Here is a 12528-nt window from a genome sequence, read left to right as displayed (position 1 = left end):
AAATGTGGATTTGTTTTATATTAACATAGCGGTAATATTTTGGCAATATAATACGCCCATTTGTTTTTGATTTTTTTATGATGGGTTTATTTTAAAAATGGTGATTATCAATTAATTATAATTTTAAAATAGTTCGTTAAGACAAAGGATGAATTTCTTTGAATTAAAATTTTTATCAAAGAAATTTACCTTTACCGATTAATTTTTAAAATAATTAAAATTATTGATAGTGGTCCAAAAAGTATGCCAAACTAGGTTTTCCGTTCGCCCTGAGCCTGCCTGCGGGTAGGAAAACCGTTAGGTTTCCTAAGCTCACCACGAACGGTTTTCTTTGTAGCATATTTTTTGAACCAGAGCCAAATTATTTATCAAATCATACCAAATCTAACTCACGCCCGAACCTAATAACCTGCTTTCGCCATTAGCGATTTTTTTTACGTGGATTTGGGTGGGAATGCGTTCTTTTAATGATTGGACGTGCGAGATAATGCCTATCATCTTGCCTGTATCTTTTAATGATGATAATACCGACAACGCAATGTCCAATATCTCATCATCTAATGTGCCAAAGCCTTCATCCAAAAACAATGAGTTAATACTGACATTCTCACTGCTCATTTGTGATAAACCCATTGCCAGTGCTAATGACACAATAAAACTCTCGCCCCCCGAGAGATTTTTGGTGCTACGAATCTCACTGCCTTGGGCGGTGTCGATGACATTTATCTCTAATAGGCTTTTGTTGATCTTATCATCGCCATGGGTTAGGACATAGCGACTGTCCATTTTGCTAAGGACATCATTGGCATGATGGAGCATAAGCTCTAAGGTCAGTCCTTGGACGAAGTTGCGGTATTTAATGCCTTCTTTGGAGCCGATGAGTTCATCGAGCTTTGCCCATACGACCAAATCCTGCTGTTTTTGGCTGATTAAATTCATCAAAGAACCATGCTTTTCTCTGTTGTCCTTGGCATTTATAAATAGCTGTTTTTGCTCACCAAAGGCGGTCAGCTGTTCATAATGACGGCTTTGTAATTGCTCTTTATATTGTTTTAATCCATCCAATGTAATATTTTTCGATTTGTCATTTGTTGTATTAGATTCATGTTGTTTCTCCATGTCTTTTAAAATATCCGCCAAAACTTTATCATCAGGCTTGGCAGTCATGATGTCATCTAGCTTATGCTCCCAATAATTAAGATTATCACGGGCTTGTTTTAAGGCATAATGCAAGTTTTGCTCGGTTTTCTCTAATGCTAAGCGTTCATCATTATCCATGCATGCCGATAAAAATTCATCGGCATCTTTAAAGCCTTTGTCTGTTAGCGACTCATTAAACTTATGCTGTAAGTCATCAATGTGCTTATCAAGCGTGGCAATGTGGCTTTGATGATGGCTGATTTTTTCATTTAGGCTTAATAAGGCTTGCTGGGACTTTTGATGGCTCTCTTGACTGTCATGAAACGCCCGCTCGCTCTTATCTATCGCTTGGCGTAGCATGGCTTCTTTGTCATCGACATTATCCATGCCAAACAGTGCTTCACGCTCTGATGTGTGGCTGTCGTGGTGCTGGGTTAGGGATATTTTTTCTTGCTCTAATTCATGCAGTTTTTCTTGATGGTCATTTAATTGTTTGGTTTGGTTGGTCAGATGAATTTGAATGTGGCTTAGCTCGGATTCTAATTGCTGTTTTTGGGCGTGGTAATTGTCATGGTCTTGGCTGATTTGGCTTAGCTCGCCAATATGCTGATGAATATTTGCTAATAATGATGTGTGGCTGTCATTATTATCGGTTGAAATATCATTAACAACATTATCCATGTTTATATCCATGCTTTTTTGATATCGCCCTAATTTGGCAGTGATGGCATGGATAAGCTCATGAATGCTTTGTTCATAATCAGCGATGGCGGATTTGGTGTCTTGTGTTTGTTCTGTGATGATTTCGATGTGATTTTTTAGGGCTTTACCGTCTTGGGTGATGATGTCAAGATTTTGGCGTAAGTTATTTAGCTCTTGGTTTTTTTGGGTAAAAGCGTGCTGTAATGTATGATAGTTATCATAACTGCCAGTTAAATGGGCTAATGCCTGCTGAATGATGTCATTTAATGTATTAATGACTTCTTTTATCTTGGGCGAACTGTCATCTAATGCCATGGGTAATTCATGATGGACGTTTTTTATTATCTCCTGTGCGATGATGGTTTGATAATCACGGTTTATATTTGTGATGATTTCATTTTTTTGTGCTGTTAATGTTTGTTGTTGCTCGCCATAATACACTTTTGCACTGGTGATATTGGCAAGTGTTTCTTTATGAGCTTGCAGGTTTTCTTTATGTGTTTCTATTTTTTGGGTGGTGTGGGTGATGGCGGTTTTGGTGCCATCATCAATATCATGGATAAAGGGGTTGTTAAGGGCGTACGGGTGCGTTAATGAACCACACAGCGGACAGGGTTCATTATCGGTCAGTTTGGCGTGATGTTCTTTTAGGGCGATGAGCTGTTGTTGGGTGTCATAATGCTGTTTTAGGGCAGTTAGGGTGTTTTGCTCTTGGGTGATTTGCTCGTTTAGGGCAGAAATGGCAGACAGGGCGGTTTGCTCTTGCTCGGCATTGTCATGCAGGCGAGTGTTTAGTTCATGAAGCTGTCCATTGAACTGTCTGTGGCTCTCTGCATGCTGGCTAAGGGCATAAGTCAAATGCGACAGCTCTTTGATGTGATGAATCTTATCTTGAAAATGCGTGCCATAATACGCCAATTTGTCATTATCAATATCAGATAACATGAGCGATGTTTGTAACAGCTCGCTGATTTGTCCGATAAGGGCTTGATGGTCATGTTCGATTTGGGCTAACCGCTCTTTTTGGGTTCGCAGTTCATCTCGTTTATCATTGATTTGTTGGGTTTTTTGGTGTAGCTCATCGGTTTGGGTGTGCAGTTTTTGGGTGTGCTGACGAAGCTGTGCCAAAGCAGTGCTAAGCTCACGTTCATGACCCGACAGCACACCCACATCTTGCTTGATGTCGGAATAATGTGCCATGTGTTCATGGCGGTCATTGATGGCGTGTAGTGTGGCTTGGTGCTCATCCTGCTGACTGTTTAGTTCTGATATCGCCTGCTTGGCATTAGCTATCATCGTTTGCTCGTTCGTGATGGCGTGGCTGATTTTGTCGATTGCCGATTTGTCCTGAGCGATGATGTTATCTAGCGTTCGCACTTGTTTGAACAGGGGTAGGGCTTGTTCATACTGGGCTTTGTGGGCGGTTAGGGTACCATGATGGCTGTCCTTTTGTGCTTGTCGGCTCTGCTGTTCTTGTATTAGCTCGGGCAGGGTGTTTTGGAGTTCGGTAAGGGCGGTGTGGGTGTGGGTTAGCGTGTGGTACTCACGGGTGAGTTCTTGGTAGATGGGCGATAGCTCATGAGCCAGATTGGCAAGACGTAAGCGAATCGCCGACTTGTCAAAGGCTTGAATGTCTGTCTGGGCGGTCACAATGTCCGCTTGGTGCTTGGCGATGTGGGCTTGGGCTTGGGTTTGGTCTTGGTGCCAGCCGATGATGGTGTCTAGGTGTTGCAGGCTTGTTTGGGTGTCACGAAGACGGGCGTCATCATCGCTGATACGTCGCTCCAAGGTAGAAAAATGCTCGTCATCCATGACATCGATGTCGCCCACTTTTTGCTCTAATTGGTGTAGCTCTTCCTTTTTTTGCTTATGCACGTCAAAGGCTTTTTGGCTGATTTTGGCGTAGATGTGCGTGCCAGTGATTTGTTCTAGGATTTCGCCCTTTTCGTTGGCTTCGGCTTTTAAAAAGGCGGAAAAATTGCCTTGGGCAAGCATGACCGAACGGGTAAACTGCTCAAAGTTCATGTGCATGATTTCTATGGCTTTTTTATCGCACACGCTCGGCTTGGTCTCGATGATAACTCCTTCATCAGATGGATCGGTCAGTAGGCTGATTTGGCGTTTGATGGGTTGTAATTTGCCGTCGGGCTTTTTGTTTGCCCGTCGCTGTTCAAAGCTGAACCGATAGAGCTTATCGCCTGTACTCTCATTCATGAGTAGCACCACTTCGCTGTGGCAGTCGCCCCTATCCACGCTCATGAGTTCGTTTTGGGTGTTGCTGATGGTGCTAATCCTTGGCGTCTGTCCATAGATGGCAAGGCAGATGGCGTCTAGTATCGTGGTCTTGCCTGCCCCTGTCTGTCCTGTGATGGCAAACAGCCCGTCATTGACAAATGCGTCATCGGTAAAATCAATGTGCCAGTTGCCTTTTAAAGAGTTAAGATTGCTAAATGATAAAGAAAGTATTTTCATGATGTTTTGGATAAATAAATGGCAAAATAAATTGGTAAAATGACTTTAAAATAAATTGAGTAAAAAATCAGTCGGATAAAAATAAGTAAGATAAAAGCCAAGCCATACGCCGTCACTCCGCCTGCACGTCCTGCTCACGAATGGCTTGGATGATGTGCTGATAGGCGACTTTTAGCTCATCTTTTTCATCATCGCTCACCGCTCGCCTGTCCAAAAGTCGCTCAAACACGTCCATGGTTGTGAGCTGTTTTAGGTTCTCGCCATGATGGGTGCTTTGTAGGACGTGCCTGCGTTGGGTGTTGTTTTGGATGTTTAGGGGTAGGACGTGGGTGTCTGCCAAAAAGGCTTTGATGTCTTTGGCAAAATTTGGCTCTAACGCCTGCCCATCATAGATAATCTCGGCATAGATGGTTTGGTTTTCGGCGATTAGGGGGCGTAAGGCGTGCTTAATGCTGTCGGTGTCGCCTTGTAGTCTCACTAGCTTGGTAAAGACGGGTACGGTCAGGGCGTGAATGTGGGGCGTGTTCGCTGTGACGGGGTTAAAATCAACAATCAAGACCTCTTTGTCCTTACCAATCTCGCCAAAGCCCATGGCAATGGGCGAGCCACAATAGCGAATGCGGTCTTGTCCTGCGACCTTTTGTGGGGCGTGGATGTGTCCTAGGGCGACATAGTTGATGTCATCAGCAAAAATACTGGCAGGCAGTTGCCCGAGTGTGCCGACAAAGGTCTCTTTTCGCATGCCGTCATCATCCGATGACATGCTCGCCCCTGCACTAAACAGATGACCGGTGGCGATGATGGGAATGGGGGGCTGGTTTGGGTTTGCTTGGTGTTTATCTTTTAGGGCGATGGCGTGGTCGGCAAGGCTTTGATAATGCTTGGCAATGCCTTGGGCGGTCTCGCTGTCTCGCTGTCCTGTCAGCTCAAAACTACCGCCTGTCCTGACGTCTTTGTCACGCAGATAAGGCACGGCAAGGACGATGGCACGCACGATGTTTGATTTGTCTTCTGGGTTGCCTTTTGGGTCACCTTTTAAATTGTCTTTTAAATTGTCTTTTAATAATAGTATTTCATCATGGATGTCGGTGGTGGCTTGTCCGACGACTTGGACGTTCAGTGTTTTTAAAATGGCTTTGGGGGCGTCCAAAAAGGTGGGACTGTCGTGGTTGCCTGCGGTGATGATGACGTGCTGGCAGGAGCTTTTGGCGACTTTGCCCAAAAATTCATAATACAGCTCTTGGGCTTTGTTACTGGGGGTGGCGGTGTCAAAGATGTCGCCTGCCACGATGAGTGCGTCCACGTCATGAGTGCTGATGGCGTTGTGTAACCAGTTTAAAAAGGCTTCAAATTCATCATATCGAGTGTGGTTAAACAGGCGTTTGCCGATGTGCCAGTCGGATGTGTGTAAAATGCGTAGGGCAGTTGGGGACTTGAGGGGTATGGTGTGCATGGTGGTTATTTAAATAAGTAAGATAAATAAGTAAACAAGATAAATGGGCTGTGCTGTTTTGAAGTTTATAAAAAAAAGACCAACTCTTGCAAGCGGTCTTTGGTAAACGTATGTAAAGCAATAGGGCGTGCCTGTCTTTTGTATTTGCCATGAAAAATGCCTGTTTAAAAAAGCAGGGGAATCGCACGTTTTTCAAGAAAAAAATGCAGGCTGATAGTCATTCTATCAGACAAGTTTTTGACTTCGAGCCACAAGATTTAGCCATTTTTCATGCAAAAACGATTAGTTTTTCTAAAATATGTCTATATTGCAAATAGTGTTATAAAGGGCAGGCGCGCCCTAGACAGCGGTTTTGACCGTTTTGGCTTTGTCAAGAGCGGTGTATAGGCGATTGACTTCATCGGCAGATGTTAGGTGTAGATTGACCCGTAGGGCGTGAAATCGTCCTGTCTTGGACGGACGGACGACCATGCTGGCGGTGTCAAAATCAGGGAAAATCTCTGCCAAAATGAGCGTGACTTCATGGCGTAGGCTGTCATGCTCGCCTTCATGTCCGATGATACTCATGGGGTAGTCCATGGGGAACTGCCACAGCTCGGGGTTTTGGATTTCGGTGCGTTTGGCGTTCACGGTGGGGGCGATGTTTAGACTCGTAAGTTTGGTGGTCATGATAATAATAAATAGATGAATTTAGGGATAAATGGGGGGTGGCGGTCGCTTTTTCAAGCGTAAAAATAGGGCGTACCTACCCTTTGCATTTGCCATGAAAAATGCCTGTTTAAAAAACCAGATTTAGCCACTTTTCATGCAAAACATCATTTTATTTTTACAACATTCCCAATTTTAAATGGTGTTATAAAGGGTAGGCATGCCCTGACCACACTGTGGTGGTTATTTTGGGTATTTTAAAAAATCAATCACTTTCCAAGAATGAACGCAAATGCTCAGAGCGAGATGGGTGGCGAAGTTTGCGTAGGGCTTTGGCTTCTATCTGACGGATACGCTCACGAGTAACATCGAACTGCTTGCCCACTTCTTCTAAGGTGTGGTCGGACGCCATGTCAATGCCAAACCGCATTTTTAACACTTTGGCTTCACGTTCGGTTAGGTTGTCTAGCACTTCTCGGGTCGCTTCACGCAAGCCTTCGGCAGTGGCACTCTCAACAGGACTTGAAATGGTGCTGTCTTCAATGAAGTCGCCTAGGTGGCTGTCTTCATCATCACCGATGGGGGTTTCCATGGAAATCGGCTCTTTGGCGATTTTTAGGACTTTACGCACTTTGGCTTCATCCATATCTAAGCGTTCGCCCAGCTCTTCGGGGGTGGGTTCACGCCCCATCTCTTGGAGTAGCTGACGGCTGACACGGTTGATTTTGTTAATCGTCTCAATCATGTGTACAGGGATACGAATGGTGCGTGCTTGGTCAGCGATGGAGCGAGTGATGGCTTGACGAATCCACCATGTGGCATAGGTTGAGAATTTATAACCACGGCGGTATTCAAATTTGTCTACCGCTTTCATAAGACCGATGTTACCTTCTTGGATAAGGTCAAGGAACTGTAAACCACGGTTGGTGTATTTTTTGGCGATGGAGATAACCAGACGTAAGTTGGCCTCAACCATGTCTTTTTTGGCACGACGAGCTTTGGCTTCCCCGATTGCCATTTGGCGTGCCACGGCTTTCATGTCTTTGATGTTCATTTGTAGGTTTTCTTCGTGTGCCAAGATTTTCTTTTGTAAGGCAACAACATCTGGCATGACCGCTTCTAAGGTGCCAGCAAAGGCAGGTTTGCCATCAATACGGTGAGCCAGCCAGTCGATGTTGGTCTCGTTACTGGGGAAGGTTTTTTTGAACTCATCAAGGGGCATTTTGCCTTTACGAATAACCAAACGCATGATTTGGCGTTCGGTGGTACGCACATCTTCATAGACTTCACGCATGAGTGCCATGATTTGGTCAGATAGGCGGTTGTTGAGTTTTAAGAGCATAAAGCGAGTGGCAAGCTCATCATAGGCGGCTTTGGCTTTTTCGCTGTTACGCCCATGTTTTTCAAGCATTTTTTTGGCATTGTCAAACAGGCTTTGAATTTCATCAAAGCGGGCTTTGACTTCTTCGGGGTCAAGACTGCTGTCATCGCTGTCAGCGTCCATGCTCATGCCGTTGTCATCATCGTCTTCTTCTTCGGTGTCGCTGTCATCATCAGCTTCATTGATTTTTAGGTCAATCTCTGTGTCGTTCTCTTGGATTTCAAAATCGCTGTCATCTAGCGATAAAAAGCCTGTGACCACATCGGAGATTTTTTTCTCGCCCGTTTGTACTTGTGCGTATTCATCAAGCACAAACTTGACTGTGCCAGGCCAGTACGCCATGATGTACTGTACTTCTCGGGTGCCTTCTTCGATACGTTTGGCAATGCTAATCTCGCCATCTCGAGAGAGCAAATCCACTGTCCCCATCTCACGCATGTACATCCGCACAGGGTCGGTGGTACGCCCCGGTTCGGTCTCAACGCTGGCTAACACCGCCGCTGCTTCATCGGCTGCCATGTCGTCATCACTGCCTGAGTTTGCCAAAATGATGTCATCTTCATCAGGGGCGACTTCATAAATGGCAATGCCTACGTCTGTCAGCATGGCGATGATGTCTTCTACTTGGTCGCTTTCGGTGACGGATTCGGGCAGTTGGTCGTTAATCTCGGCATAGGTCAGATAGCCTTGCTCTTTGCCAAGCTGAATAAGGGCGGCTAATTGGGAAGTAGAATGTTCGCTCATGGGTTCTCGCTCATGCCTAAAAGTGATTGAAACGGTCAATTATAACACAGTTGGGTGCTAAATGGGGGTTGGGCTTGATTTTTTAAAGGGGGTATAAAAGGCGTGTGGTAAATTTTAAAAATCATGCTTCAATCCTAATTTTAAAATGCATTTTTGGCTCTGGTTCAAAAAGTATGCTACAAGGAAAACCGTTCGTGGCGAGCTTGGGAAACCTAACGGCTTTCCTATCCACAGGCAGGCTCAGGGTGAACGGAAAATCTAGTTTGGCATACTTTTTAGACCACTACCGCATTTTTTATAAAAAGCAGGCACGCCAAACCATCAAGATTTTAACCCCATCGCATAGGTAGCAACCATCGGTTTGATAAAGGGGATTTTGTCAAAGGTAATCAGTCCGACATTGCGAGCGACTTTCATGACAGGGTTGGTGCTGGTAAAACTACCAACAATGGTGTCGCAGAATTTAATCACTCGCTTTTGGTCGGTTTGGCGGGACTGCTCATAACCTAGCAGGCGGGCTTGGTTGCCAAAGTCGGGGGTGGTCATGCCAAATTTACCGCTTTTGGCGTTTTGTAGGTTCTCGCCCAAAAGTTTGGCAAGAGCGTAGGCGTCTCTTAGGCATAGATTAAAGCCTTGACCTGCCACAGGGTGTAGTGTGTGAGCGGCATTGCCCATGAGTACACAGCGACCGACGACCTGCCGATGAGCCAATACTTTGGTCAAAGGGTATGTCCCACGCCTGCCTGCTTGTACAAACTGCCCTGCATCTGTGCCAAAGACTTGTTGCAATGTCGCCAAAAAGTGAGCGTCATCATGCAAGTAGGCGTGTTCATCGCCTTTTGGGCAGATAAAGACGACCGAACGGCGATATTTGCCATCTGCACTGTCGGGTAGGGGTAGCACCGCCAACGGTCCAGCAGGGCTGAATTTTTCAATGGCGACATGCTTGTGTGGTGTGTCTGTCTCAACCACACCAACGATACCCACTTGCCCATAATCATGACTGTCCGCCCCTATGCCGAGCATGTGGCGAGCAGGCGAGTGCTGACCATCGCACGCCACAACCAGTGGGGCGGATAGCTGAATGTTGCCGTTGCCCGTGTCGTCATCTTGGCTGATGGTAGTGACATGAGCCATGTCGTCATCTTGGCTGATGGTGGTCACTTGGGTGTTATCATGTAGGCGGATATAGGGGCTTGCCTTGACCGCTTGGAGCAGTACCCGTCCTAGCCATGCGTTTTCCATGACAAAGCCAAAGCTCTCAACGTTCTCCGCTTGTTTATCAAGTGTCGCTCGCCCAAAGCTACCAAGCTCGCTAATCAGCACCTTGTCAATACGGCAGGCATGGCTGTCCAATTCATCCCACAGCCCGATCTCATGATAAATCTGCACGCTACGCCTAGACAAAGCGGTGTTGCGACTGTCTAGATAGGATTGGCGTTCACGGTCTTGGTCGGGGGCGATGGTCGGGTATTTAACCGTCTCCAACAGCGTGCTATAAATGCCTTGATGAGCCAAAAGCAGGGCAAAGGACAGTCCGACATGACCGCCACCGATGACGATGACGTGGTTATGCTCGGGTGGGGTATCGGAGTGTGGGGCTGTCATGACTGCCTCGCTGGATAAATGGATGGTGTATTAGGGCGTGTTGAATGTTGGTATTTGCAATGAAAAATGCCTGTTTAAAAAAGCAGGGGAATCGCCCGTTTTCAAGGAAAAAGTGAAGTTTGATGGTCATTCTATCAAACGAACTTTTGACTTCGAGCCACAATCCGACCACTTAATTTAAAGAAATTAAGGTAAAATTTTGAAAATTTACACGATTAAGTGGTTGGATAGCCATTTTTCATGCAAAAATGGATTAAAGCGTTAAATTATACCATATTCTACAAAAATGTTATCAATGTTCAACACGCCCCATGATAACAATTTCCCATTAAGTTAAAATTTTGTTATAATGGCTAACCATATTACCCACAATTTATCATTTTTTGGAGTTTATGATGAACATTCAAGCACTCATGCAACAAGCCCAAGCCATGCAAAAGCAGGTTGAGCAAAACGTCGAATCCGCCAAAAAAACCCTTGCCCAAAAAGAAGTTCAAGGCGAGGCAGGCAACGGACTGGTAAAAGTGACCATGACAGGTCGCCATGTGGTCAAACGCCTATCTATCGACCCAAGTTTGATGGGTGATGAGCCTGACATGATTGAAGATTTGGTGGCTGCCGCCATTAATGATGCGGTACGTCAAGCAGATGAGCTATCAGAGGAAATCATGGCGGGGGCGACCACGGGCATGGGTCTGCCCAAGGGCATGCAGGGACTGTTCGGTTAATGCTCACCCCCAAATTTGACCAGTTGGTCAAAGCCTTGCAAATCCTACCATCTGTCGGGCAAAAGTCTGCCCAACGCATGGCGATAGAACTACTGTCCAAAAAACGCTCCCAAGGCTTGGCACTTGCCTATGCCTTGGAGATTGCCATGAATGAGATTAAAGAATGTCAAATCTGCCATTCATTTAGCGATGATGACATCTGCCCCATTTGTGCTGATGTCCGCCGTGATGACAGTCAGCTGTGCGTGGTGGAGCGTGCATCCGATGTGGTGGCGATTGAGCAAAGTGGGGCGTATCGTGGGAGGTATTTTGTGCTAGGCGGTCATCTGTCGCCCTTGGACGGTATCGGGGCGGATGATTTGCACATGGATGAGTTGGTGGCGTTGGTCAAAAAGTCCGCCATTAGCGAGCTGATTCTTGCCACGGGGGCGACGGTCGAAGGTCAGACCACCGCCTTTTTTATCCATGACGCCCTAAAAGCCTGCGTGGATAACATCACTCGCTTAGCCCAAGGCATTCCTATGGGCGGGGAGTTGGGTTATGTCGATAGCCTAACCTTGCACCAAGCCTTACAAAATCGGGCGTTTTTATAGTTGATTTTTGATAGTAGTCCAAAAAGTATGCCAAACTAGGTTTTCCGTTCGCCCTGAGCTGCCTACGGGTAGGAAAACCGTTATGGGCAGGCATAGCTCACCACGAACGGTTTTCTTTGTAGCATACTTTTTGAACCAGAGCTGATTTTTTACTATATTGCAAACAAAACGGTTGGGATTGCCCAACCGTTTTTTAATGCGCGGGTTACTTGAAATAAAAAATACACCCAAAAAATTTGAAAATTACTACAAACGCAATGATGTTTGTATGTAGGGGTGTGCTGAGCACGCCTTATATGCGATAGATAAAACACCCAAAACCCTAAAACCGCTCTTGTACATGCTCCATGATTTTATCACGTAGAGCATGGCTTAGATATGCCATGGCTTGGGGGGTGGTGTGTCTGATGTGGTTTAGGATTTGGGTGGTGGCAAGAGCGTGACTGTTGGGCAGGCGAGTATAGTTATCGCTGGGCGTAATGACAAATTCATCATCAGACAAATCAATACTCACCAGCTCCTTGGCGGTGTTTTTGTGCAGGACATTGACGTTGCCTGACAGTAGGATGTTGCCAATCTCGTCAGCGACTGCTTGGGTGATGTCACGCTCATCGGTGGTCTGGCTGTCTTTGGCGGTGTTGGTAAATTGCAAATGCAGGGCAAGGGGAAACTCATCCCACACGATGACACTCGTGCCTGTGATTTTGATGTGGGTGGCAGGGCGTAGGCTGTCGGGACTGACCCCAAAAATCGCACACGCCTGTGCCGTGGTTACTTTGTCGTTCATCTGCCCAAAAAAGTCAGTCAAAGGCTTTTGAATCTTTAGCTCATCGCTTAGGCGGTCATAATGAGCCAACAGCATGAGTGGCAAATCCTGCTCATAGATGAATTTGTCTATCTTGACATTATGCACCCGAAACGGCACATCATCGGTCAATACTTCTTGTAAAATAAAACGGTCAGTCATGTTAATACGATTGGTAAAAATGCATAATATAACACACTATCGGCATGGTTGCATGGATGTTATGTAACTCTTTGTTTTTTAGATTGTTTTTG

General features: G+C 45.7%; 8 protein-coding genes. 2 read left to right on the top strand and 6 right to left on the bottom strand.

The features are described 5' to 3' along the window. Nucleotides 1–384 precede the first annotated feature (384 nt). From K941_RS0113740 to K941_RS0113700, 5 genes are all read right to left on the bottom strand, one after another. Complete coding sequence (locus tag K941_RS0113740) at nucleotides 385–4314, bottom strand: AAA family ATPase (RefSeq protein ID WP_029104027.1); 3930 nt, start codon at nucleotides 4312–4314, stop codon at nucleotides 385–387. Nucleotides 4315–4426: 112 nt separating this feature from the next. After that, the gene (locus tag K941_RS0113730; RefSeq protein ID WP_029104026.1) at nucleotides 4427–5767 is read right to left on the bottom strand and encodes an exonuclease SbcCD subunit D C-terminal domain-containing protein; all 1341 of its coding nucleotides are present in this window, start codon (nucleotides 5765–5767) and stop codon (nucleotides 4427–4429) included. 339 nt (nucleotides 5768–6106) lie between these two features. After that, nucleotides 6107–6436 (bottom strand): YbeD family protein, encoded by a 330-nt coding sequence (locus K941_RS0113720; RefSeq protein WP_051226110.1) that lies wholly within the window; start codon nucleotides 6434–6436, stop codon nucleotides 6107–6109. Between the two features lie 244 nt (nucleotides 6437–6680). Beyond that, nucleotides 6681–8540, bottom strand: coding sequence for an RNA polymerase sigma factor RpoD (gene rpoD, locus K941_RS0113710; protein ID WP_029104024.1), 1860 nt, complete (start codon nucleotides 8538–8540; stop codon nucleotides 6681–6683). Between the two features lie 321 nt (nucleotides 8541–8861). After that, nucleotides 8862–10148 carry an FAD-dependent monooxygenase gene (locus tag K941_RS0113700; RefSeq protein WP_051226109.1) on the bottom strand — a complete coding sequence of 429 codons (1287 nt, stop codon included), beginning with the start codon at nucleotides 10146–10148 and terminating at the stop codon, nucleotides 8862–8864. Between the two features lie 395 nt (nucleotides 10149–10543). On the opposite strand from K941_RS0113700, the gene K941_RS0113695 reads away from it, so the two are divergent. After that, nucleotides 10544–10876 carry a YbaB/EbfC family nucleoid-associated protein gene (locus tag K941_RS0113695; RefSeq protein ID WP_029104022.1) on the top strand — a complete coding sequence of 111 codons (333 nt, stop codon included), beginning with the start codon at nucleotides 10544–10546 and terminating at the stop codon, nucleotides 10874–10876. Further along, nucleotides 10876–11469 carry a recombination mediator RecR gene (recR, locus tag K941_RS0113690; RefSeq protein ID WP_029104021.1) on the top strand — a complete coding sequence of 198 codons (594 nt, stop codon included), beginning with the start codon at nucleotides 10876–10878 and terminating at the stop codon, nucleotides 11467–11469. Before K941_RS0113695 ends, recR begins: the two co-directional genes overlap by 1 nt. 322 nt (nucleotides 11470–11791) lie before the next feature. Here the strand turns inward: recR and K941_RS0113685 are convergent, their stop codons facing one another. Beyond that, nucleotides 11792–12436, bottom strand: coding sequence for a hypothetical protein (locus tag K941_RS0113685; RefSeq protein WP_051226108.1), 645 nt, complete (start codon nucleotides 12434–12436; stop codon nucleotides 11792–11794). Nucleotides 12437–12528 lie beyond the last annotated feature (92 nt).

Origin of the sequence: Moraxella caprae DSM 19149 (assembly GCF_000426885.1) — a bacterium.
Classification (GTDB): domain Bacteria; phylum Pseudomonadota; class Gammaproteobacteria; order Pseudomonadales; family Moraxellaceae; genus Moraxella; species Moraxella caprae.
Note: the sequence above shows the minus strand (reverse complement) of the source record. Positions and strands in the feature narration are given on the sequence as shown.

Bases quoted from the DNA above. Each gene is read 5' to 3' on its own strand.
- K941_RS0113740 (WP_029104027.1), bottom strand. From the start codon at position 4,314: ATGAAAATACTTTCTTTATCATTTAGCAATCTTAACTCTTTAAAAGGC.
- K941_RS0113730 (WP_029104026.1), bottom strand. From the start codon at position 5,767: ATGCACACCATACCCCTCAAGTCCCCAACTGCCCTACGCATTTTACAC.
- K941_RS0113720 (WP_051226110.1), bottom strand. From the start codon at position 6,436: ATGACCACCAAACTTACGAGTCTAAACATCGCCCCCACCGTGAACGCC.
- rpoD (WP_029104024.1), bottom strand. From the start codon at position 8,540: ATGAGCGAACATTCTACTTCCCAATTAGCCGCCCTTATTCAGCTTGGC.
- K941_RS0113700 (WP_051226109.1), bottom strand. From the start codon at position 10,148: ATGACAGCCCCACACTCCGATACCCCACCCGAGCATAACCACGTCATC.
- K941_RS0113695 (WP_029104022.1), top strand. From the start codon at position 10,544: ATGAACATTCAAGCACTCATGCAACAAGCCCAAGCCATGCAAAAGCAG.
- recR (WP_029104021.1), top strand. From the start codon at position 10,876: ATGCTCACCCCCAAATTTGACCAGTTGGTCAAAGCCTTGCAAATCCTA.
- K941_RS0113685 (WP_051226108.1), bottom strand. From the start codon at position 12,436: ATGACTGACCGTTTTATTTTACAAGAAGTATTGACCGATGATGTGCCG.